This is a genomic window from Dolichospermum heterosporum TAC447 (genome assembly GCF_024584745.1).
Classification (GTDB): Bacteria; Cyanobacteriota; Cyanobacteriia; order Cyanobacteriales; family Nostocaceae; genus Dolichospermum; species Dolichospermum heterosporum.
Map to the genome: position 1 here is coordinate 4,846,226 of NZ_CP099464.1, position 22,132 is coordinate 4,868,357.

At 37.5% G+C, this 22,132-nt stretch carries 22 protein-coding genes; 9 read left to right on the forward strand and 13 right to left on the reverse strand.

Going from position 1 to position 22,132, the window contains the following annotated elements; genetic code table 11:
- Positions 1-107 precede the first annotated feature (107 nt).
- The 3 genes from NG743_RS21995 to NG743_RS22005 form a co-directional block, all read right to left on the reverse strand.
- Positions 108-1,151, reverse strand: coding sequence for a ComEC/Rec2 family competence protein (locus tag NG743_RS21995; RefSeq protein ID WP_257120892.1), 1,044 nt, complete (start codon positions 1,149-1,151; stop codon positions 108-110).
- 11 nt (positions 1,152-1,162) lie between these two features.
- A complete protein-coding gene (locus NG743_RS22000) occupies positions 1,163-3,937 on the reverse strand; it encodes an N-6 DNA methylase (RefSeq protein ID WP_257120893.1) in 2,775 nt (924 codons plus the stop codon).
- Between the two features lie 461 nt (positions 3,938-4,398).
- The gene (locus NG743_RS22005; protein WP_027401808.1) at positions 4,399-5,286 is read right to left on the reverse strand and encodes a hypothetical protein; all 888 of its coding nucleotides are present in this window, start codon (positions 5,284-5,286) and stop codon (positions 4,399-4,401) included.
- Between the two features lie 211 nt (positions 5,287-5,497).
- Here NG743_RS22005 and recJ point away from each other — a divergent pair, with 211 nt between their 5' ends.
- On the forward strand, positions 5,498-7,543 hold the full coding sequence (recJ, locus tag NG743_RS22010; protein ID WP_257120894.1) for a single-stranded-DNA-specific exonuclease RecJ: 2,046 nt from the start codon (positions 5,498-5,500) through the stop codon (positions 7,541-7,543).
- 90 nt (positions 7,544-7,633) lie between these two features.
- Here recJ and psb30 read toward each other — a convergent pair whose 3' ends face one another.
- Positions 7,634-7,753 (reverse strand): photosystem II reaction center protein Ycf12/Psb30, encoded by a 120-nt coding sequence (psb30, locus tag NG743_RS22015; RefSeq protein ID WP_071992760.1) that lies wholly within the window; start codon positions 7,751-7,753, stop codon positions 7,634-7,636.
- 306 nt (positions 7,754-8,059) lie between these two features.
- Between psb30 and NG743_RS22020 the strand changes: the two genes are divergently transcribed.
- A complete protein-coding gene (locus NG743_RS22020; RefSeq protein WP_027401806.1) occupies positions 8,060-8,410 on the forward strand; it encodes a YkgJ family cysteine cluster protein in 351 nt (116 codons plus the stop codon).
- An 89-nt stretch (positions 8,411-8,499) separates the two neighbouring features.
- Here NG743_RS22020 and NG743_RS22025 read toward each other — a convergent pair whose 3' ends face one another.
- Together NG743_RS22025 and NG743_RS22030 are read right to left on the reverse strand one after the other, a co-directional pair.
- Positions 8,500-9,231, reverse strand: a complete 732-nt coding sequence (locus NG743_RS22025; protein ID WP_257120895.1) for a hypothetical protein — start codon at positions 9,229-9,231, stop codon at positions 8,500-8,502.
- A complete protein-coding gene (locus NG743_RS22030) occupies positions 9,228-10,478 on the reverse strand; it encodes an AAA family ATPase (protein WP_257120896.1) in 1,251 nt (416 codons plus the stop codon). The genes NG743_RS22025 and NG743_RS22030 overlap by 4 nt, the downstream gene beginning before the upstream one ends.
- Positions 10,479-10,917: 439 nt before the next feature.
- Between NG743_RS22030 and NG743_RS22035 the strand changes: the two genes are divergently transcribed.
- Both NG743_RS22035 and NG743_RS22040 read left to right on the forward strand, forming a co-directional pair.
- A complete protein-coding gene (locus NG743_RS22035; protein WP_027401803.1) occupies positions 10,918-11,295 on the forward strand; it encodes a TMEM165/GDT1 family protein in 378 nt (125 codons plus the stop codon).
- 29 nt (positions 11,296-11,324) lie between these two features.
- Positions 11,325-11,606, forward strand: coding sequence for a TMEM165/GDT1 family protein (locus NG743_RS22040; RefSeq protein ID WP_027401802.1), 282 nt, complete (start codon positions 11,325-11,327; stop codon positions 11,604-11,606).
- Between the two features lie 24 nt (positions 11,607-11,630).
- On the opposite strand, the gene NG743_RS22045 is transcribed toward NG743_RS22040, so the two are convergent.
- The 4 genes from NG743_RS22045 to NG743_RS22060 all read right to left on the reverse strand — a co-directional run bounded on the left by NG743_RS22045 (position 11,631) and on the right by NG743_RS22060 (position 13,793).
- Complete coding sequence (locus tag NG743_RS22045) at positions 11,631-12,116, reverse strand: hypothetical protein (RefSeq protein ID WP_027401801.1); 486 nt, start codon at positions 12,114-12,116, stop codon at positions 11,631-11,633.
- A gap of 338 nt (positions 12,117-12,454) precedes the next feature.
- Complete coding sequence (locus NG743_RS22050; protein ID WP_027401800.1) at positions 12,455-12,862, reverse strand: DUF6575 domain-containing protein; 408 nt, start codon at positions 12,860-12,862, stop codon at positions 12,455-12,457.
- 515 nt (positions 12,863-13,377) lie between these two features.
- Entirely contained in the window at positions 13,378-13,590 is a 213-nt protein-coding gene (locus NG743_RS22055) for a type II toxin-antitoxin system HicA family toxin (RefSeq protein ID WP_039202944.1), read from the reverse strand.
- Entirely contained in the window at positions 13,587-13,793 is a 207-nt protein-coding gene (locus NG743_RS22060; protein WP_027401799.1) for a type II toxin-antitoxin system HicB family antitoxin, read from the reverse strand. Before NG743_RS22060 ends, NG743_RS22055 begins: the two co-directional genes overlap by 4 nt.
- 54 nt (positions 13,794-13,847) lie before the next feature.
- Between NG743_RS22060 and NG743_RS22065 the strand changes: the two genes are divergently transcribed.
- Positions 13,848-15,047: a Coenzyme F420 hydrogenase/dehydrogenase, beta subunit C-terminal domain gene (locus NG743_RS22065; RefSeq protein ID WP_257120897.1), complete on the forward strand. Its 1,200-nt coding sequence runs from the start codon at positions 13,848-13,850 to the stop codon at positions 15,045-15,047.
- Positions 15,048-15,101: 54 nt separating this feature from the next.
- Here the strand turns inward: NG743_RS22065 and NG743_RS22070 are convergent, their stop codons facing one another.
- A complete protein-coding gene (locus tag NG743_RS22070) occupies positions 15,102-15,479 on the reverse strand; it encodes a GxxExxY protein (RefSeq protein ID WP_257120898.1) in 378 nt (125 codons plus the stop codon).
- A gap of 37 nt (positions 15,480-15,516) precedes the next feature.
- Positions 15,517-16,749 carry a methionine gamma-lyase family protein gene (locus NG743_RS22075; protein WP_027401796.1) on the reverse strand — a complete coding sequence of 411 codons (1,233 nt, stop codon included), beginning with the start codon at positions 16,747-16,749 and terminating at the stop codon, positions 15,517-15,519.
- 86 nt (positions 16,750-16,835) lie between these two features.
- Between NG743_RS22075 and NG743_RS22080 the strand changes: the two genes are divergently transcribed.
- The 4 genes from NG743_RS22080 (at position 16,836) to NG743_RS22095 (ending at position 20,912) form a co-directional block, all read left to right on the forward strand.
- Positions 16,836-17,651, forward strand: a complete 816-nt coding sequence (locus tag NG743_RS22080) for an acyl-CoA desaturase (RefSeq protein WP_257120899.1) — start codon at positions 16,836-16,838, stop codon at positions 17,649-17,651.
- Between the two features lie 230 nt (positions 17,652-17,881).
- A complete protein-coding gene (locus tag NG743_RS22085) occupies positions 17,882-18,940 on the forward strand; it encodes a fatty acid desaturase (RefSeq protein WP_027401794.1) in 1,059 nt (352 codons plus the stop codon).
- Between the two features lie 190 nt (positions 18,941-19,130).
- Entirely contained in the window at positions 19,131-20,207 is a 1,077-nt protein-coding gene (locus NG743_RS22090; protein ID WP_371316451.1) for a fatty acid desaturase, read from the forward strand.
- Between the two features lie 162 nt (positions 20,208-20,369).
- Entirely contained in the window at positions 20,370-20,912 is a 543-nt protein-coding gene (locus NG743_RS22095) for a DUF3172 domain-containing protein (protein ID WP_027401792.1), read from the forward strand.
- A gap of 116 nt (positions 20,913-21,028) precedes the next feature.
- Here the strand turns inward: NG743_RS22095 and NG743_RS22100 are convergent, their stop codons facing one another.
- A complete protein-coding gene (locus NG743_RS22100) occupies positions 21,029-21,757 on the reverse strand; it encodes a Bax inhibitor-1/YccA family protein (protein ID WP_027401791.1) in 729 nt (242 codons plus the stop codon).
- Positions 21,758-22,132: the final 375 nt, after the last annotated feature.

Genomic DNA, 22,132 nt, shown 5'->3' on the forward strand with positions numbered 1-22,132 from the left:
AAATCGAAAAAAGTCTTGATTTGTAGGTTGGGTTGAGGTACGTTCACGAAGTGTGGCGAAGCCATAACCCAACAAATGCGTCGGGTTGCGCTGTCGCTTAACCCGACCTACAAAAAATGGACAAGGTATTGATCAATAAAACCTTTACACGCTGGGTATTTTAATGTAGAAATTACATTTTCATGGTCCGTCTCTGTTTTCAATTGCCATTTTCCAGAAGTTTCTGCAAGAATGGTAATTTCTCCTGCACATAATTGTTGTTTTGCTAAACCTGATTTACTCATCTTTGAAATATCGCTTGCTGATTTAATACAGGTTCGAGTAACTTCTGTACAGGCAAACTTTTTTAATCGCTTAGAATCATCATTTTGTAGGTTTATCAATAAGTTAAACAATTCTGGGATAACATGACCATATCTATTAGTGCTACCTACAGATAAAACTGCTATTTCTGCATTAATTGTTTCGAGCAATTTCTGAAGGTCATCACTATTTTTAGGCCATGCTCCATGATGAGGAATTTTAACAAGATTAGCAATAAATTCATTTGGGTTTGCAATTGATAAATCTGCACACTCTTTTAAACCTGCACCTTCAATATCTGCTAAAAATAATGCTGTAAAATCACCATAATTAACACGCAAGACAACCGATATTTCATTATCCTTACTACCAGTGTTAGCTAAATGATCCTGAGCATATAAAAGCCCTGGATGTAAAGCATGAATTTCTAAAGAATCTTGAGAATATGGATTTGATCCGCGAGTAACTTCTATAAAAGTTATAATGCTCTTTTTTTCCCAACGTGCTAGTTGATCTAAAGCATCTTCCAGACGTTTGTTAGCGGCTCTGTTAGCAGCAACTTTTTTCTTCGCTTGTTGATATACCTGATAAGGTAGACAAATACTTCCTACTTTTCCACTTTTTAACCAGTTGTCTAAAAAAGTAACTAAATCTTCAAGTGATGGAAAATGATCACGATGTTCATGAGTAATATATATTCTGCTGATATTAGTTTCTTTTCTATTTTGAAACCATTTACGAAGTAAAGGTATTTTATGCAGGTCAATTACAACGGCTGAACCACCATCAGGATAGATAATTATGCTATCAGCATTGCCAACTGGTAAAAAAACAAATTCACAGGTCATAAAATTTACTTTTACTCCTCTATCCCTAATTCTTCTTTTAGCTCATCGTCAGTTAGATAGGGACGAGGAGTATGGCGAAATTGTCTGATAGCCCAAGGACGTTGGGCAAGTTCTTCAAATGTTTCGACATCCTGACTTAGTTCAGCTTTAAAAACTGTACCATCCAGCGCCCAACCAGGCATTTCTGGTAAAACTGGCAACCAGTTTTCTCTATTGTCATCTAATAAACCACTCAAATACAAGTGAATTTGACTATTATCTTGAGAAACTTCTAAAACTTGACCACGCACTGTAAATGTAGGTTTTGTTTGTTCTGATTTCCATAATTCTAATTCTGGTGGTTCTCCAGTTCGTTTAATTTCTATCCAATGAGGATTTCCATAGGATTCTTCTACGATTTCATTTAATTTTATGCGTAATTCGTCTGGTTTAGGAATTTCCAGATGTTGTTGATCCCGTTCAATTATTTGACGAGTAATTTCAATTATTCTATAGTCAATCGAAAAAGGTAGGGGTAGTTGATACAATAAATCTCTAGTAATACCTCTTGAACTTCTACCTTTTAAAGAAAGTTCACCTGCTATTTTTGATGCCAGAATACCCAAAAGCCATAATTTTTGTTCTTCATAGCTTAATGCTTCCCATTCTTCCCATTCTTCCCATTCTTGACAAAGATCGTATTTTTTATCATGTTTACCTGCTTCTTTAATGGGAAATATACAAAATATATGATTATTGGGACACAGACCTATAGTATCAAGATGGGCTGCTAGAGGATTTGAAGTTCCGCGATTAACATCGCTACCCACTAAAACTTTAGGTAAGTCTAATAAAGGCTCATTTTCAATGCGAGATCCATTAAGATATTGTCTACCATATCTTAGGTAACGCTGATCTTTATCCACGCTTTCTGGATCTGCCCAAAGCCGATTTTTATCATGCCAAGTTAAACGCCAGTAAAGCTTACATTTAATACCCTCTGGACATTTATTTAATGGTGGATAGATTTTACCAAGATTACCAGGTTTAACCCCATTAAAAACAAAGAAAAGACTTCCTAATGGTATGGTTGGAACATTTATAGTAATAGATGGTGCTGTAACTGATTTCCAACTTTCACTTTCATAATTTGAATCTAATTGTGAAATCCACGTTGAACCTAGAAAACCATTCTCACGAGTATCATTGATTTTAGCTCTAGTAAAAATTGCTCGTGCAATTGTTGGTATTTTTATTTTGGGTTTTCCTACACTTCCTAAAACAACACATATATCTTGATTAGCATTAATACCAACAGTACCTTCTGGACATTGCCAAACATCAAAAATTTGGCATTTTTCTGTAAATAATTTGCGTACATTTGGTATACCGTACATTGAACCTATCAAGAAAGACTGAGGCAGAATAAAAGCAAATTGAGAACCTTTATCTAACCAACTTAGTGCTATCTTTACAAATTCTGCTGCTCGTTCAATATTGCCATCTTTTTCAAAAGGAGGATTGGCAACAATAACACGCGGCTTCATATATAAATTATCTTTATTTAATAACTCATAATTTTCATGAGTAAAGTTATTAGGAAAAGGAAATGGAATATCTTGACCTAATGACTCTTTTGCTAGGGTATATCGTAATTGTGTTACTAAATCCGCATATTGATCTAAATCATTACCCACTACATGATTTGCAAGATAAGATTTTCTTGCTTCTAAGTTTTCAGGAATATCAATCATCCCTGCTAGACGTGATGTAGCAGCTAATAGCAAACTACCTGAACCAGCAGCCGGATCAAAAATTATTCGTTCTTCTGGACGTAATCTTTCTAAAGGTAATAATTCCAGCATTTTTTCAGCGATCGCTATTGGTGTATAGTGTCGCTGTAAATCAGTCCATTGTTCACCTTCAATATAACTGGGTAATTCTTTGATAGCTCGTTCATACAGCAATCCCACATCTCGATGATCTACCAGTGCAAAACTAACTCGACTACCTAAGTTAGCTGCTAAACGCTGTAATATTCTGTCGCTAAGATAAGGTATTGACTCTTCAAGTGCTTTCTTAAAAAAACCATTAGCATGAGGTACTGTAAGATTAAGTAAAAGACGAGGATCATCGGTAGGAATCCGTGAGTCAGTCCCAAAAAAGCCTTTGTCTTCTAAAATCCTTGCTGCTAAAAATGCGATCGCTACACGAATTCCATGACCTGCTATTTCGTTACGAGAAGATATGTTACTTTTTGAATTTCTCCTTTTAGGAATACCAATTTCTGTAAGCACCTCTTGAATTGCTGTTTGAAATGCTTGATCTAATTCGGCTCTTTGTCGCAGAAGAAAAGAAAAACTCCGTTCAGAAACAGGTTCTTCAATATCTGCTAATGTTAGCTGACCAGTACGAAATTCTGCCAGTGCTTTTGGTTTAAATAAGTGGCTATCTGGTCTAGTTAGTTCTAAATATAGAGAGTCACGATCTACAATTCGTTCTTCTAATTTGCCCGATGGAGTGTAATATTGAAGTATATAAATTTCATCTGAGACTAACAACCCTGCGCGAACAGGCCAATAACGTAATCTCTGTTTCCATGCGTTTATTTCTGATTCATGAACAGATTGAACGATGAAGGACAAGTTATTAGAATTTGGACGAAGACCGTAATCTGTCCATAGAGCATCTACAGGTATAGGTTGCTCATTGCTGTTTGCTGACGGGATACGCACATGGCGGTGTGGTTCTATGCCCCACACCCGATGAGCAATTTCAATTACATTATCCAGTCCGCGTACAGCCATTTCAAAGTTATGTTGATTAAGGGACTTCCAAATAAAAAAATACTCAACCACCTAACGCAAAAATCTCTCAAACCCTTATTCCTCTGTGTCCTCTGCGCCTCTGTGGTTCGTTAATCAGGATAATTTATTTCTTGGAAGTCCCTAAGTAAAGAATTATCTGGTTGTTATGTTGCTACCTTGTTTGCAAAGGAAAACAACCTTTCACTACTATAGTGGAATTGCTCAAAAAAAGCGATACCTTTTGTATTCGTGTAGCGTTTTCAGGAGAGGGAAGTTATCAGTCTAAGCTATTCAGTATTAAAGATGATAGTTGTAGTGATCAAGATTAGTAGTATAAATAATGAAAGAAGTCATAAAAAAAATAAGGGATTAGCCAAAATTTTCCTATATTTTGACTATCCCTTCAGTCTAGCTATTTTATTAGATTTTATTCTCGTTTCTTTACCTATTTCACAAAAACCTTATTGTACAATCTGATTCCGGCAATATTCTTGCGTCGGTGTCACAGAAACAACTTCCACTTCTACAGGTTTTTCTGGAGTGGGATTAATAATAAACTCACTTGGTCCTTGATGGGGTCTTTGAGGATTTCCCCAGTCATAGGTATAACCTAAACCAGACCAAGGATAATATTCTTTTTTGGCATTGGTGTAGGAATTGGTGTATATTGCCTTAACAACAGGACTACTATCAGGAACAGGTAAAGGTAAAAGATTACAACTAGAATCGTTAATTTCTCCATCAATACATGGTCTAGTTAAATCTTCGGCTTTTACCCACATTTCTACAAAATGGGTTTTAGTGGAATATTTATTTAAGATTAATCCTAAATACTGCTGTAACCGCAATGAGAGTTCAACATTATCAGGAATATTGCTATCAATTGCTTGATATTTTTGACAAAATTCTTTTACTTGTGGTACTGCGGTAAACCAAGTTTGATAAGGTAGTAATTTCTTTGCACCTATTGGCCAATCTGTATTTGGGTTACTTGTGTATTTCCAAGTTGACATCAAATATTCTACTTTGCCATTATTTGATCTCGATTTTACTTGGGGATTATTTGGAGATAAAGCCCAAAGATTATTAACTACTTCATCTGCTAATGGTTGTTTGGCATCTTCAATACTATCTGCTAATGTTTTGGTGAGAACATTATAAGTTTCTGGTTGATATTGCAATAGATAGTCATAGACATTTTGGGTTACTTCTAATTGGGCTAATTCTGCTTTGAGGATTGGAGTATTGTTGTTAGTAATTCCTGCTGCTAATACTCTATTTTGCCACCCGAAAACTAAAAAGGTACAACAAAGTAAGCCTACAAATAATTTCTGCTGCCAATTTCTCATGATTAATCACTTGGTACTTGGAGTTTTGTATCAAAACAGATTCTACATGAAGATACTATCAGTTTTGTAGTAAGAATTGTTAATAAATAATTAAAAATACTGAATTACGTATTATAAATATAGAACTAATATTTGATTTTAAAAAAGATACGTAGGTTGTGTTAGCGACAGTATAACGCGCCATGATCAATAAAAAAGACGTAAATTGGCAATGAACAATAACCAATCAATTAGACGCTTACCCAATCAACGTTGGCAAATTGCAGCAACAAATACCGAGGCCAGTTTAACATTAGCAAATTTAATGAATATTTCCCCCATTATTAGCCAATTGTTAATTAATCGGGGGATGATAAACCCAGAAGATGCAAAAATATTTTTAGATCCTGAGTCTTTAAATTTACCTTCTCCTTTGGAGGAATTTCCTGATTTAGCTGCAAGTGTGGAATTATTGGAAATGGCGATCGCCAATCAAGATAAAATAGCTATCTGTGGCGACTATGATGCAGATGGTATGACCAGCACTGCCTTACTACTCCGCAGTTTCCGCGCGTTAGGTGCTGATGTTGATTATGCTATCCCCAGTCGAATGCACGATGGTTATGGCATTAATAACCGGATTGTCGAAGAATTTCATGATGAAGGGGTGAAACTAATTCTCACTGTAGATAACGGAATTTCTGCCGTTGAACCAATTACCAAAGCTAGAGAATTGGGTTTAAAAGTCATTATCACAGATCATCATGATATTCCCCAAATATTACCCCCAGCTAATGCAATTCTTAACCCGAAACTAATAGCTGAATCTTCTCCCTATCGGGGTGTCGCTGGTGTGGGTGTAGCTTATATTTTAGCCGTTTGTTTAGCACAGCAATTAGGAGAACTCAAAGGTTTAGTGCAGCCCCTTTTAGCCCTATTTACATTAGGAACTATTGCCGATTTAGCCCCTTTAACGGGTGTGAATCGTCGCTGGGTAAAAAGAGGTTTAAATATATTACCAAAATCTACTTTACCAGGGATACAAGCATTAATTCAAATTGCCGGAGTTCAAGCTAGTGAAGCAGAAAAAAATCAAAATTCCAAATCTTTAAAACCCGAAGATATTGGTTTTCGATTAGGACCGCGAATCAATGCTATCGGCAGAATTGGTGATCCCCAAATTGTCATCGATTTACTCACAACTGATGATTTTAGTATTGCACTAGCCAAAGCTATCCAATGTGAACAAACTAATACTCAACGGCAACAAATGTGCGAAGAAATTGAAAAAGAAGCCATTTCTATTGTTGAAGATTTATATGTAAACTCTTTACAAAAAGACCGCGTATTAGTTGTTATCAAAGATAATTGGCATCATGGTGTGATTGGGATTGTGGCTTCCCGCTTACTAGAACGTTATGGTGTTCCCGTCTTTATTGGAACTTACGAAAATGAAGGCATAATTCGGGGTTCAGCCCGGGGAATTCCTGAATTTCATGTATTTGCAGCTTTAGATGCTTGTCGGGATTTATTAGGTAAATTTGGAGGACACAAAGCTGCGGGGGGATTTTCTTTACCAGCAGAGAATTTACCAGAATTTCGGTTGCGGTTATCTGCATTTGCAAATCAGTGTTTAGAACCTCAACACCTGAAACCGCTGTTGAAAATAGATACTCAAGTTAATATTCACGAAATTAATCAGGATCTTTTTCAACAGTTAAATATTCTTCATCCCTGTGGTATTGATAACTCAGATCCAATTTTTTGGACTGCGAATGTTCAAGTGATTGAACAGAAAATAGTTGGTAAAGGTCATATTAAATTAACTGTATCCCAAACTATAGACAATCAGCGTCAAGAAATTAAAGGCATAGCATGGCGTTGGGGTGATTATTTTCCCTTACCATCAAGATTAGATATTGCTTACAAACTCCGAGAAAATAACTTTAATGGTAAAACTACCATTGAAATGGAGTTAATCGGTGCAAAACTCCCAAATCACGTTCTTGAACTTTTCACTAATTCATCAAATCAAACACGGGGTAGTTTTGAATATAAACAGCGTCAATATACCTGTGGAATCTATGAAAATGGTATGAGTAGGGAATTAAGAGTTAAGAATTCTGAAGGTAAAGTTTTAGTCATGCAACCAGAAGATAAATTTGGTCTGTTAGGTTTCAACCGCGACAATGCAGAACAGATAGATTTGTCCCAACCCATCTATGAAGGAATTGTACAAACTGCAATTCAGGCTTTATCAACTTCTGTGCAGAATTAAAGATTTAAAACTTTTTTAAGCGGGGATTTAAACCCCGATTCTTGTAAATGGGTAATTGGTGACAATACAAACCATTACCCATGACCCAATTTACAGGTTGCCGTTGCGAAATGCTAGAAGGAAGATTACTATAGGACCGGAAACCACGATTAGTCCCACGCAAGTTAACTGCAAGACAACTTCCCAATTGATGTTAGCTAAAATCTCCATTTTTTCCTCCCAATGATTTTAATGGTTTAAAAAGATTTAATAATTCAATCGTAAAACCCGCAACTTATCATATCTGTTTAGGGGATCTAAAATTTAATTTAGTTCACAAAATTATAGAAAAAGTCATAAAAAAGTAGAATATAGCAGGAGGTGGGGGCGCAGGGTCTGCGCCCTTTGTCAGCAGTCAGGAGTAAAATCCTTTTGTTGTCACAGTTTCATGATTGATATCCTAATCACCCTATACAGGGGTATAACAGGAAGATTAACTATACATGAGTATAACAGGAAGATTAAAAGGTTAAAAATATGGCTACTTGGCAATGTATATCTCAGTGTGGCGCTTGCTGTAACTTAACACCAGCAGATCGTCCAGATTTAGAAGAGTATCTTTCACCACCGGATTTAGAACTTTATCTTAGTATGGTCGGCGAGGGTGGATGGTGCGTAAATTATGATCATGGTACGCGGGAATGTAAAATCTACTCCACCCGTCCCCGGTTTTGTCGTGTGGTAGCAGAGACATTTGAAGAGATGTATGGAATTGAACCGGAAGATGTCAACGATTTTGCCATTGATTGCTGTCGTCAGCAAATTGAGGGGGTTTATGGCGATCGCAGTTTAGAACAAATCCGTTTTGATCAAGCTGTGGGTTTTTGATTTAATTCATGTAAGTATTCTCTCATTGTGTTTTTGAGCGCAGTAATCAATGGGAGATTAAAATATATGTACCTAAATTCTGCTACTGCTTACAAGGTTTCTATGCTATCCCATATATCTAACAATAATTTCAAGCTAGATAAATGATTCATTGATTCACATCGCTTTTTTAACGCATCTAGATACTTTTTATCCGCTACAACTTTTGGATCTTTTTTACTGTAGGATAAACCAAATTCTTTGAGATATTCTTTGAGATAACTTTCATGAAATTTTGCTTTTGTCCTAAAAATATATCCAGGTGGACATGAAGACATTTCTTCAGGATCATTGACCAAAATATCGTAATATGCCTGAAACTCCGATAAAACTGGAGAACTTCCAATTGAACTATATTCGTTAGGAATTTCTGCATTACCCAATGCCCATGTTTCAATACAGCAATGCTGAATTATTATATGGATTTCTGTTTTTGAGCTATCTATATTGTAGCCTGACTTTAGATCATCAAGTTTAGATTTCACTTCATGAAAACGATCAATATAAGAATTTTCTTCTGAGTCAATACATATAAAAAAATGATTTATATTGCCGAATTTTTCTATATCAATTAAACAGGCTTCCAGTCGAGAAACTCCTGGATATTGCTTAGGCTTACTCACCATATTTGGATAACCATCACCTGCGATAATTCGACAAGTATTTATTGTCATATCTTCAGGTCTAACAACAAAAGTTAAGCTAGGAAATAAATGTTGTAACCATGCTTTATATACTTTTGGTTCTGTCTTTCCCCCCTCTACTAAAAATAAAAGATTCACTCAGAAACTTCCTCACTATCAAGTAAATTAACTAATTGAGTAAACTTATCTAAACTAGAAGCTGTATTAAGTTCTGGAATATTTAAAGATTTTCTGACTCTGACTTTGTTTCCAGATTTACTGACTATTTGCCAAGTATCCCAAGGAATATTATTGATAATATATGGATGATGACTAGTAAGTATAAACTGTACATCTGGAGATTTATCAAGGATAAAGTCTGTTAGTTCACCCATGCAGTTAATCCCTAAACTATTCTCAAATTCATCAATTAAAATTACTGACTCTTCAGGAGCAGTAATTACTTCAATTAAAAAAATTAAAGTACGAAACATACCAGATGAAATTCGCTCTTGAGGAATCCAGTCTTCTAAACCATTTTCTTGAATTTCAAAGGATAGCAAAAAATCAACATCTGAATCTCTCTCACTACTAACTCTGAAATTGTTAACTTCTGAAAAAATATCAATATAATACTCTTTAATTTCATTAAAAACTTCTGGAAAGAATTTCTGCAATAAAAAAGCTTTTAAGACTGGTGGCAAATGAGAACAATATTGTCTAAAATCTCTAAAAAAAATTTTAGAATTCGAGATATTTAGTTTTGAGTAAAAAAGGTCTTCTACTGCCGTTATTGTAGCAATCGTTCCGGTAATGTAATCAGACTCAATTGTAAATTTCTGGATAGGAGCAGTTTCAAAGTTAAATATTAATCGCTCAAATGCTTTACCCACTGGAATAATTAAATCTTCTTCTGAAAGAAGAGTAATTGCACTTTCAGTTCTTTTCAATTTAGGCAATTTTTCGTTATTGAATTTTGAATCTGAATCATTGCGGAAAAGTATCTCCAGTTCAGAATCATCATCATATCGAACTAATTTTTCATAAACAATTTCAGTCTGTTTTGACTCATTTACATTTAGAGATATTTCTTCTTTTTTGGTTGAGGAACTTTTTAACTCCCACCTATAATTTTGTCCTAAATGAGAAAAATTGATACTCCATTCCAAATCATCTAAATTGCGATTTACACCAATGTTTGCAGTATCACAAATCAATTCAAGTGCCTTTAAAATTCTTGTCTTTCCAACTCCAGAACCACCGACAAGTAAATTTAGATCCTCAAATTTAACTTCCTCAATGTGCCAATTTTCTTTATTGTTACTGAATTGAAAACTCTGTATTTTCATACTTCTTACTTTTCTTAACAAGCAATTATATAGAGAATCTAAAAGAACTTCTGACATGAATATCTTCCATTCACTCTATATCCGGTATTTTAGCACTCAAAATTATGATCAGAGATTTTGTTTTAGATTACTTTTTAATATCATTAATTAAGCGCGTATTCTCATCAATAGTCTTTATGCAAAAAATAAATACTGCTATTTGCTTGATATTGCCTCTTGACGAGTATACTCAAAACGGCTAGAAACTGGACTTTTTTATCATACAAAGAACAAGCTTCAAAGCCTCTCCAATTATAAAAGCTGCTCCTTTTCCCTCCCTTGTAGGGGAGGGTCAGGGAGGGGTGCAAAGGAGAGGTTTACCAGAGGGGTTTCATATTTGGTTAAACTATCGTTTTGATCAAGCTGTCGGTTTTTGAGAAATCCAGTTGCAATTTATGACAACAATATGAGAAGATGAAAAGAATATGAAAACAACCTAGAGACAATATTAGCGCCTGTGAAACTTGATACTCCACCTGTCAGCATTTCCCAATTATCGGAAACTGAAAGCCAGTTACATCAGACTATAGTTAAGGATCATCCCCAACCGAAAGAATCTGTATTTATGGTCTTTGGGACAACCTTTATCACAATTTTTCTCGCAGAAATTGGTGATAAAACCCAACTTTCCACCTTATTAATGAGTGCAGAATCTCATGCCCCCTGGGTAGTTTTCTTGGGTTCAGCAGTAGCATTAATTACTACTAGCTTACTGGGAGTATTGTTAGGTGGTTGGATATCCACAAAACTCAGCCCGAAAACCGTCGAGAAATCAGCCGGGGTGATGTTGCTGTTAATTTCTCTGATGCTGGTGTGGGATGTGATTCAGGGTTAATACTTATAAATATTGTGAATTAGGGAATTATGAACTGGCATCTTTTAGGACTAAGCTTTGTCACGGTATTTTTATCAGAATTGGGTGATAAAAGTCAGTTAGCAGCGATCGCACTTTCTGGACAGGGACAATCTCGAAAAGCTATATTTTTTGGTACAGCGGGCGCTTTAGTATTAACAAGTCTCCTGGGCGCATTGGCTGGTGGTGCAGTGTCCCAATTTTTACCTACACGCATTTTAAAAGCGATCGCAGCCATCGGTTTTGCCATCCTCGCCATCCGTCTATTATTACCCAACAGTGACGAGGAATAATTCAAAAAGCAAAAAACTCTGATTTTAAGCTTCCCGCCAACACCAATTTAAAAGCATACCTCCTCCAACCAGCTTCAAAACTTCCAACAGAAAATAACCGCCGTGCAATAAATTCATTGTTGGTGGCATTGAATCACGAGGGAGTAGGCTAAAATTAGCCCCCAGAGCGCACATTTGGGGAGTTAGGAAATAAGTATCTAGAAATACGATTATTAACAGAAGTCCAGATAAAGCAATGATACCCAAACGCCAATTAGATTGAGTTTTGCTAATAGCTAACACAGCAGTTAAAACCACAGCAGCAGACAATAATTCTAAGCGATTAAAATTCCCAAAAACCACATAACCGACTGTAGAAAAATTTTCTTCATTCATCATCCCAGCAACGGCAAGACTAGGCATAATTACCCAATCCAACACCAGACTAGCACTCAGCCAAAAGCCCAGAGTTAAGAGAATGGCCGTTTGCCAAGTTGACTTTTTCAAATTGAGGTTAGAAATGGCGTTCATAAGAATAATTGCTTTGTTGTATTCTTAGAGTTTAACTAAAACAATGATTTTGACAACAAATATCAATTAACTGTTACAAACCAAAAAATAGCGTTATTAAAGCGGTTTCAGACGATTTTGTAAACAAATTTGAAGTTTGATTAACAAATAATTCAAAAATCTGCAAAACTTAATGTCTTTGCGCCCAGAAAATCCAATTCAATAGATTGACTGTTTTAGTATTTAAGATTTGCTAATGCTAACCAAAATTCTATATCTGCTGTAAGTAAGCATAAAGATTCTTATCAGATAGTTTTTAATTGAGTTTTGTAGTTTTTATAGATACTTGTATTTTTAAATTAAATCTTGATTTTTTCCTTATTTTCCAGAGGAAAAGCTGCATCGGAAAAATCAATAGTTTCCCCAGATACAGGTAAACATTCATCACTGAGATTTTCACAAAATATAATTTCTACAACATCCCAATTATCATTTTCAGGAATTATAGCTTGATAAATAAAACCATCTTCTGATTTTCTAAAAGCATCATATAAATCAATATTACCAGAACGAATATTTTTTAATCTTCCTTTTGACATGGGAGAATAAAGCCAAGTTTTATGATCTGGTGTTTCATCTATCCAAACAGCAAAAAAAATCTGTCCTGAAGCATTTTGACAGCTAAATAAACAGGGAAAATCATAATATTCATAGATTTCAATAATTTCTAGGTTTACTAGCGGTGGGTATTGTGGTAGTAATTTCATAGATGAACCTCATGTTTAGTCAGGATAAGCAATGTTAACAATTTCAAAATTTCGCCAAGGTTCTTGATTAACTGGAAACCACCAAGTATGATGATCATTACCTGTTTTCCTGGAAGGTGTGTTTAATATTACTCCTAAATCAGAATTTATATATGCTAATGCTAATTGTTTTTTGCGAAGTGCAGGAATTTTATTACGAGCATTACAAACTCCTACTTCTGAGGTAAAAACAGAGTTTCATTCCAAAAATGTCATTGACAGTATCTGAGTGCGGAACAAACCAAAACGCTGCATAGAAAAGTGCAAATGCAAACAAGAATCCGCCAAATAACTTGTACAAGGAAACTCTTTCACTAATATCTTCTGCACTGTATCCCTTCAGAAAGTCAAAAATGTTATCTTTCATTTGTAAGAGGTTAATAAAATAACAAGCTAAATTCTAAGTTAGAAGGCTTGAGAATGTCAATTTCTTTATCAATAACTATAAAATGCACACAATTACAAATAAATCCATATCACAAATCATCAGGAGTTAAAGCAGTAAGTTTACTGATTCTTGCTAACATTCTCGGACCAATCTCTTCATTATCATGAAAAGCAAAGACAAAATCAGCCCAATCAGGATGTGACAGAATTTTGTGTGAACCCGATTGACGTTTGATTTTCCACCCAATACGTAACAAAGCAGCTAAAACGCGCTTTGCTTTTTGACTAGACCATTGACTCATGCTGCTGCAAAAGAAACACTAAATAAATCTGGTTTTACTTCCCCATGTTCCAGTTTATCAGCCAAAACACGCAAAGCCAAAGCCTGAACCTTAGCCACCGCCTCCTGTCTTGTGTTTCCATAAGCCAACACACCGGGAAAATCAATCACTTCCGCAATAAAGCGTCCATCTTCCTCTTGTTCAATCTCTATTTTCAAGTTCATAGCCTGTAACGGTAAGGTAATAAAAGCGATATTTGAGTAAAACAATCAAAATATATGACCTCCATAGATTCTAGCAAACACAAAAAAGCCAAAGCCCTCAAACCCGGAAGCGTGCGCCCCGCCAAAGAACTATGTAGCGAATGCGGACTATGCGACACCTACTATATCCACTACGTCAAAGAAGCCTGCGCCTTCATTACCCAAAGAATAGACGAACTAGAAACCAGCACCCATAAACGCCCCCGCAACCTCGAAGACGAAAACGAACTATATTTTGGAGTTCATCAAGAAATGATGTCCGCCAGAAAACAACAACCCATAGAAGGCGCACAATGGACAGGAATAGTTAGCAGCATAGCCATAGAAATGCTCAATCGTGGCTTAGTAGAAGGCGTAGTCTGCGTCCAAAACAGCAAAGAAGACCGCTTTCAACCCATGCCCATTATAGCCCGCACAGCCGAAGAAATACTAGCAGCCAAAGTAAACAAACCTACCCTATCCCCCAATCTTTCTGTATTAGAAGAGATAGAAAAATCAGGAATGAAACGGTTATTAGTCATCGGAGTAGGTTGTCAAATCCAAGCATTACGAGCCGTAGAGAAAAAACTCGGCTTAGAAAAACTTTACGTACTCGGAACACCATGCGTAGATAACGTTACCCGCGCCGGACTGCAAAAATTCCTAGAAACCACCAGCCGTTCCCCCGAAACAGTAGTCAGTTACGAATTTATGCAAGACTTCCGAGTCCACTTCAAACACGAAGACGGTTCAGAAGAAACAGTCCCCTTCTTCGGCTTAAAAACCAACGTCCTCAAAGACATCTTCGCCCCATCATGTATGAGTTGCTTCGATTACGTCAACTCCCTCGCTGATATCGTCGTCGGGTATATGGGCGCACCTTACCAATGGCAATGGATAGTAGTCAGAAACGATACAGGCAAAGAAATGCTCGAACTCGTCAAAGACCAACTCCACACCCAACCAGTCATGTCCCAAGGAAACCGGAAACCAGCAGTACAGCAAAGCATACCAGCTTATGATCAAGCCGTCACCTTACCCATGTGGGCAGCGAAATTAATGGGTGTGGTGATAGATAAGATTGGCCCCAAAGGACTGGAATATGCGAGATTTTCCATAGATTCCCACTTTGCGAGAAATTATTTGTATGTGAAGCGGAATCATGGAGAGAAATTAGAAGCTCATGTACCGGAGTTTGCGAAGCGGATAGTGGAGCAGTATAAGTTACCGGAATAAGGTCTCACGCAAAGGCGCAAAGACGCAAAGGGAAGAAGCGTCTTTGTCCTGAGTTTATAGGTTGTTCGCAATGCGGGAGATTCCGTCTTTGATGAGAAATGATCCGAAGTTTATGAGTAAACCAAGGCGTTTATCAGCGAGACGAAGGTAAGTTAATAGTTGTTTTTTATGCACCCGGTGAACTGTTTCTACAGATTTAAGTTCGATAATAACTTTGTTTTCAACTATTAAATCAGCCCGAAAACCTATCTCTAGATGAACATCTTCATAAACTACAGGTATGGGTTGCTCCGCTTTTACCTGCAATCCTCGCTTTCCTAACTCATATTCCAGAACAGACTGGTAAACAGATTCCAACAAACCTGCTCCCAACTTCGTATGAATTTTATACGCAGCATCAACAACCTCCCTTGCAATCTCATTCTCATTCATTTTCTTACCTTTGCGCCTTTGCGCCTTTGCGTGAGGATTATTCTATATTTATCACCGCCTCAATAGCCGCTTGTAAAGCAAGAGATACATGAGTCCAATGAGTCCCCCCTTGGCAATAAACCACATAAGGCTCACGCAATGGACCATCTGCCGATAATTCCAAGGTACTCCCTTCGATAAATGTCCCCCCAGCCATGACTACTTGGCTTTCGTAGCCTGGCATATCGTCGGGTATGGGTTCCAGGTAAGAACCGATGGGAGAATGCTGCTGTATGGCTTTGCAGAAGGCGATCAGTTTTTTGGCTGAACCCAGTTTAATGGCTTGAATCACATCTCCTCTGGGCGCTAATGGTGGGGGGTTGACTGGATAACCCAGTTTGTCAAATACATAACCTGTTAGGTATGTTCCTTTCATCGCTTCCCCTACCATCTGCGGGGCTAAAAATAATCCTTGGAATAACAGGCGATTTTGATCAAAGGTTGCTCCGCCTTCGCTACCAATTCCGGGGGCTGTCAGTCTACAAGCGGCGGCTTCTACTAGGTCTGCTCGTCCGGCTATATAACCACCTGCACTCACGACTGTACCTCCAGGATTTTTAATCAATGAACCAGCTATTAAGTCAGCACCAATATGGGTTGGTTCTTGGGTTTCTATGAATTCGCCGTAGCAGTTGTCTACAAAACAAACTGTGTGAGGATTTTGCTGTTTGACTATGTAAACAATTTTCTCTATGTCGGCTATGGAAAGGCTTGGTCGCCATGAATATCCGCAGGAACGTTGAATCAATACTAACTTTGTGTTGTCAGTAATGCTGGTGCTTAAGTTTTGCCAATCTATTTTTCCTTGATCAGTTAATTCCAATTGGCGGTATTTTATGCCAAAATCAATAAGAGAACCTTGGCCTTGTCCTCTCAAGCCAATTACCTCTTCCAAAGTATCGTAGGGAGAACCGACTACTGCTAACATTTCATTCCCAGGACGAAGAACACCGTACAGCGCACAAGCGATCGCATGAGTTCCCGAAACAAACTGCACTCGCACCACCGCAGATTCAGCACCCATCACTTGGGCAAAAACTTGATCTAAGGTTTCTCGTCCTAAATCATCGTGTCCGTAGCCACTTACGCCTGCAAAATGGTGTGCGCCTACTCGGTGATGACGAAAGGCATCTAATACTCGTTTAAGATTATGCTTGACCTGAGCGTCAATACCAGAAAAAATTTCTAATAGCGCCTGTTCTGCTTCCCGCAGCTGTTCAAAGCTGTTCATCATTTCCTCATTCAAAAACATAAAATAGATATGCGGATTTTAGGATCGCGCAGACTAGGCTGAACAATTTCTATTCAGGTTACTGCATGACAATTGCTACTTCTAAACCTCACATTAACTGGGTCAATACCCTATTTTTCGTTGCATTGCACGTCGGCGCTCTCTTTGCCCTAGTTCCTAGCAATTTTAGCTGGCAGGCAGTTGGTGTGGCTTTATTGCTCTACTGGGTGACTGGAGGTTTAGGTATTACTTTGGGATATCACCGTCTTGTTACTCACCGTAGCTTTCAAACACCCAAATGGTTAGAGTATGTCTTGGTGATTTTTGGCACACTTTCTTGTGAAGGTGGTCCCATCGAATGGGTGGGTACACATCGAATTCACCACTTACATTCCGATACTGAATCTGATCCCCATGATTCAAATAAAGGTTTCTGGTGGAGTCACATGGGTTGGATGATTCATTTCGCTCCCGCTCACGATCAAGTTCCTCGCTTCACTAAAGACATTATTGATGACCCAGTTTATCAGTTTTTACAGAAATATTTCATTTTCTTACAAATTGCTTTGGGCTTGGTCTTATACTTCATAGGCGGATGGCCAATGGTGGTCTGGGGAATTTTTGTCCGCATTATCTGGGTTTATCACTGTACTTGGTTGGTAAATAGTGCTACTCATAAATTCGGATACCGCTCTTATGATTCTGGTGACAGATCAACTAATTGTTGGTGGGTTGCTATTCTTGTATTTGGCGAAGGTTGGCATAATAACCACCATGCTTTTCAATACTCTGCTCGTCATGGTTTGGAATGGTGGGAAATTGATATAACTTGGATGACAATTCAGTTATTGCAATTACTGGGTCTAGCAACAAATGTGAAACTGGCAGAGAGAAAGGCATAATACAGATTTCATGCTCAAAGTCAATAGTTTTATAGTCAATCTTTGGCTGGAAACTATTGACTTTTTGTGTGCAAATGGGGCAATTTAAAATTTTTAAATTTTAATTGCTAACTAACTATCCTAAGTGGTTGTTAAGTTGCTATAATCTCAGAAATTAATGTTACAAAACTTTGCAGCAAGTTACGTTTTTTAGTAACGTTGTGTTGCAGTCTGTTGTTTTTCAGGTATTCATGACTACATCAATCATCAAAAGTCAGGAAATAACGGTCTCCACAGACCTGGGCAAAGACCAAATAAAACTAAAGCATATTATCAAAAGTTTGCCCAAGGAATGTTTCCAGAAAAATAGCCGCAAAGCCTGGACAACTGTAATTCTCAGTTTATCTATGGCTGCATTGGGCTATTATTTCATCGCAATTTCCCCTTGGTTTCTTTTACCCTTAGCTTGGATTTTTACAGGAACTGCTTTAACAGGTTTTTTTGTTATTGGTCACGATTGTGGTCATCGTTCATTTGCAAACCGTCGCTGGGTAAATGATTTAGTGGGACATTTTTTCATGATGTTCTTGATTTACCCTTTTCATAGCTGGCGGATTAAACATAATCACCACCATAAACATACTAACAAGCTAGACGAAGACAACGCTTGGCATCCTATTAGAACAGAGGTTTTTGCAGGTTGGTCTAAGAATAGACAATCTGCCTTTGAGTTGTTTATGCGTCAACGTCTCTGGTGGGTAGGTTCGATTGGTCATTGGGCAGTTGTGCATTTTGATTGGCGCAATTTTCAGAAAAAAGACCAAGCTAGTGTCAAACTTTCTGTAGCTGTAGTAGTTGCTTTTGCAGCTATTGTCTTCCCAAGTTTAATTATTACAACTGGTGTTTGGGGTTTTATTAAATTCTGGTTTATTCCCTGGATGGTTTACCATTTCTGGATGAGTACCTTCACTATTGTTCACCACACTCTTCCAGATGTTCCTTTTTCAACTGCTGATAAATGGAATGAAGCCTTAGCACAGTTATTTGGGACAATTCATTGTGATTACCCTCAGTGGGTAGAAGTTCTTTGTCACGATATTAATGTTCATGTTCCCCATCATATTTCTACTGCTATTCCTTCCTATAATTTACGGTTGGCTTACAGTAGCATCAAAGAAAATTGGGGTCCTTATCTCCATGATGAATATAAGTTCTCTTGGAATTTGATGAAAGAAATCACTAATCAATGTCAACTCTACAAAACTGATATTGGTTATACTACTTTTGACGCATACCGGGCAGCGAAATAATTAGGAATGAGTGATGAATTTAGAAAGTATAAATTTGTTAATTGCTTACTTGTACTTTCATCACCAGTTCCTTTAGTTTGGCAATTAACCACGAATGTTGAGTAAAATTGCCAATATTTCTCTGTTTAAATTCCAGTGGTAACTAAATATTACCTCACAGTTAATTGATAATTTACAATCAACCAATCCAGTGCAATTAGATACAATCCAGTTTAATCAAGACCCTAGTTCCCAACCTGGTGAAGGTAAAGAAAAGTTACCTTTTACTCTTCAGGATTTAAAAGCTGCTATTCCCGCTGAATGTTTTCAGCCTAGTGTGACTAAATCGCTTTATTATTTCTTTCGTGATGTTATGATTGTGGGACTGCTGTATGCAGTTGCCAATTACCTAGATTCTTGGTATTTCTGGCCAATTTTTTGGGTAATGCAAGGAACGATGTTTTGGGCTTTGTTTGTAGTTGGTCATGACTGCGGACACCAATCTTTTTCTAAGTATAAGTGGTTAAATGATCTAGTTGGTCATATTACCCATACTTTCATTCTTGTTCCTTATCATGGTTGGAGAATTAGCCATAGAACTCACCACAAAAATACAGGCAGTTTAGAGAATGATGAAAGCTGGTATCCTGTCTCTGAATCAGAGTATGATGAGATGCCTTTAGCGCAGAGAATAGGGCGTTTTTATCTGTTCTTATTGGCTTATCCAGTTTATTTATTCAAGCGTTCTCCTGGTAAAGAAGGTTCTCACTTTTCACCCAGCAGCCCGCTGTTTAAGCCTTCAGAAAAATGGGACATTATCACCAGCACCACCCTTTGGATTAGTATGGTGGCTGTGTTAGGTTTATTCACTTATCAATATGGTTGGATGTGGTTGTTAAAATACTACGCTGGCCCTTATATTGTCTTTATCATTTGGTTAGATTTGGTGACTTTCTTACACCACACTGAACCCGGAATTCCTTGGTATCGTGGGGAAGAATGGACTTTCCTGAAAGGGGCAATTTCTAGTGTTGACCGAGATTATGGGATTTTTAACCACATTCATCATGATATCGGTACTCATGTTGCTCACCACATTTTCTTGAATATGCCTCATTACAACTTGTTGAAAGCGACTGAGGCAATTAAACCAATTATGGGTGAGTATTTCCACGAATCAAAAGAACCAGTTTGGAAGTCTTTGTGGAATTCTGCTATTGGTTGTCATTTTGTTCCCGATACAGGTAGTAAGGTTTACTACACTTCTAAGAGTCAGAATGTCAAGTAATCGGTAAATTTTTTAAAGCTAGGAAGTCCGCTAATGCGGGCTTTTTTTTATTTTAAATTTTCCTTAAAATTGAAAATAGGGGATAATTATTCTCAAGGATCGGCATACTGAATAAGGGAGAAATTAAAAAACCACTCTTGGGACGAAGGTAATAAAGCGAAAATGAGACGTAAATCTGCTAATAATAGACCAACTAATCCGTCTAAACCCTCTATGTTCCAATCCCCGGTGTTTAACTTCGTCACCATTGCCATTTTTGGAGCGGTGCTGATTTTGGGAATTGGGATTGGGATTGCGTTTAGTTCGACAACTACATTGAGTTCATCAAATGTGGCTTCCCGTGAGTTCATTGATACTAGAGCGCCAAATCCTGAGATTTGTGTGCAGTATGGATCTAGTGCAATGGTGATGGATGCCAGACTCTTTGTAACTCTTAATCCCTTTAATGTCTTTGTTGCCCAGCCAAATATCCGTCCTGGATGTGTTATTCGTCAAAATAACTGGGCTATTTTAGAAAATAAAAAACTTGTAACATCAGACCAGGTAAGAGAATGTAAGAATCGTCTCAATACCTTTGGGTTTACAGGGGACTTAAATAGTGAAAAGCCAGATATTAGATGTATTTATCAAAATGAATCGGCTCAAAATTTCTTTTTATCTCAACCGGGGGCTGTGGGAAGTCCTCAAGATACGGAAAGATTTTAAATATAGTCACCGAGTCAGGAGTCACCGAGTCAGGAGGAAGAAGGTTAAAGATTTTTCTTTCCCTTTTCCCTTTTCCTCTTTCCTGACAAGTTTGAGTTTTCTCTGCCTAAATATACTTAATCACGACCATTGATAGCAATAAGCAAGCGTAAGATAAAGACGAATAAGTTGATGTAGGTAAGGTACATTGACAAAGCCGCTGGCAAATATTCATCATTGCGATAAGTGCGAGGCAAGATGTAGAAATCAACTACTGATGCTCCAGCGAAGAGAAATACACCCAAACCAGAGATGCCGATTTCTAACCAACTGGGTGTGTAAACACCAAACAAGGCAAAAACAAATTGGAGAAGACAAACCACTAATAAGGCAACAATGCCCAAACTAATGGTTTTTGTTAACGCCATCCCATCTGCTTCCGAAAGGTTAGAACCGATTTTTCGGGCAGCAATGAAGGTAATTCCACAACTCAGAGCAGCAATACCAATACCTTGAATACCTACCCCTTGGGTTCTCAAAGCCACAAATACCAAGCCACTCAGGGTGTATCCAGATAATAGACTGTAAATACCCAATAGGGGTAACGCTAGGGCTTTGTTACCTTTGGATGCGACATTTTGGGCAACGAAGAACAAAATTAATTCGAGAATTACCGCCCCAATTAAGGTAGGAAAAAAGAGTCCGGGGTTAGTGCGGATAATGCCTAAACCACCATAAGTTCCCAATGCTGTCAGCACCAATCCACCACCGACATAGGGGAGGGCGTTAGCGATGACATTAGGTCCAACGATTCCATGAGTTCTCGCCTCACGGAAAGCTTCACGAAAATTACTGGTATTACTCATGTCTAAAAACTACCAAAAAATATTGGAACTGAGGAAAATAACCTGCTGATTTCTATTGTTACAAATTTTTGGGTTGAGAAACCAGTAGATAAATCTGTAAGAGAACACCAAAAAATAAATTACCCAATTTTGTGGGATGGGCATCCTTGCCCGTCCTTGATGATTAGCGGGCAATTCGTCCCGCACCACAAGAAATTTTGGGATATTTTTTTGATTGGAAGTCTCTAATAAACCTGTGCTGCATGAGTTGTCATTGCGAGTGAAAGGAAGCAATCTCTTGACAACCGATAAACCACCTAACGCAAAAATCTCTCAAACCCTTATTCCTCTGTGTCCTCTGCGCCTCCGTGGTTCGTTAATCAGGATAATTTATTT

Bases quoted from the DNA above. Each gene is read 5' to 3' on its own strand.
- NG743_RS22000 (WP_257120893.1), bottom strand. From the start codon at position 3,937: ATGGCTGTACGCGGACTGGATAATGTAATTGAAATTGCTCATCGGGTG.
- NG743_RS22060 (WP_027401799.1), bottom strand. From the start codon at position 13,793: ATGAACTTGAAAATAGAGATTGAACAAGAGGAAGATGGACGCTTTATT.
- NG743_RS22100 (WP_027401791.1), bottom strand. From the start codon at position 21,757: ATGAGTAATACCAGTAATTTTCGTGAAGCTTTCCGTGAGGCGAGAACT.
- NG743_RS22045 (WP_027401801.1), bottom strand. From the start codon at position 12,116: ATGAACGCCATTTCTAACCTCAATTTGAAAAAGTCAACTTGGCAAACG.
- NG743_RS22050 (WP_027401800.1), bottom strand. From the start codon at position 12,862: ATGAAATTACTACCACAATACCCACCGCTAGTAAACCTAGAAATTATT.
- NG743_RS22055 (WP_039202944.1), bottom strand. From the start codon at position 13,590: ATGAGTCAATGGTCTAGTCAAAAAGCAAAGCGCGTTTTAGCTGCTTTG.
- NG743_RS22020 (WP_027401806.1), top strand. From the start codon at position 8,060: ATGGCTACTTGGCAATGTATATCTCAGTGTGGCGCTTGCTGTAACTTA.
- recJ (WP_257120894.1), top strand. From the start codon at position 5,498: ATGAACAATAACCAATCAATTAGACGCTTACCCAATCAACGTTGGCAA.
- NG743_RS22075 (WP_027401796.1), bottom strand. From the start codon at position 16,749: ATGAACAGCTTTGAACAGCTGCGGGAAGCAGAACAGGCGCTATTAGAA.
- NG743_RS22040 (WP_027401802.1), top strand. From the start codon at position 11,325: ATGAACTGGCATCTTTTAGGACTAAGCTTTGTCACGGTATTTTTATCA.
- NG743_RS22085 (WP_027401794.1), top strand. From the start codon at position 17,882: ATGACTACATCAATCATCAAAAGTCAGGAAATAACGGTCTCCACAGAC.
- NG743_RS22065 (WP_257120897.1), top strand. From the start codon at position 13,848: ATGACCTCCATAGATTCTAGCAAACACAAAAAAGCCAAAGCCCTCAAA.
- NG743_RS21995 (WP_257120892.1), bottom strand. From the start codon at position 1,151: ATGACCTGTGAATTTGTTTTTTTACCAGTTGGCAATGCTGATAGCATA.
- NG743_RS22030 (WP_257120896.1), bottom strand. From the start codon at position 10,478: ATGTCAGAAGTTCTTTTAGATTCTCTATATAATTGCTTGTTAAGAAAA.
- NG743_RS22095 (WP_027401792.1), top strand. From the start codon at position 20,370: ATGAGACGTAAATCTGCTAATAATAGACCAACTAATCCGTCTAAACCC.
- psb30 (WP_071992760.1), bottom strand. From the start codon at position 7,753: ATGGAGATTTTAGCTAACATCAATTGGGAAGTTGTCTTGCAGTTAACT.
- NG743_RS22005 (WP_027401808.1), bottom strand. From the start codon at position 5,286: ATGAGAAATTGGCAGCAGAAATTATTTGTAGGCTTACTTTGTTGTACC.
- NG743_RS22070 (WP_257120898.1), bottom strand. From the start codon at position 15,479: ATGAATGAGAATGAGATTGCAAGGGAGGTTGTTGATGCTGCGTATAAA.
- NG743_RS22080 (WP_257120899.1), top strand. From the start codon at position 16,836: ATGACAATTGCTACTTCTAAACCTCACATTAACTGGGTCAATACCCTA.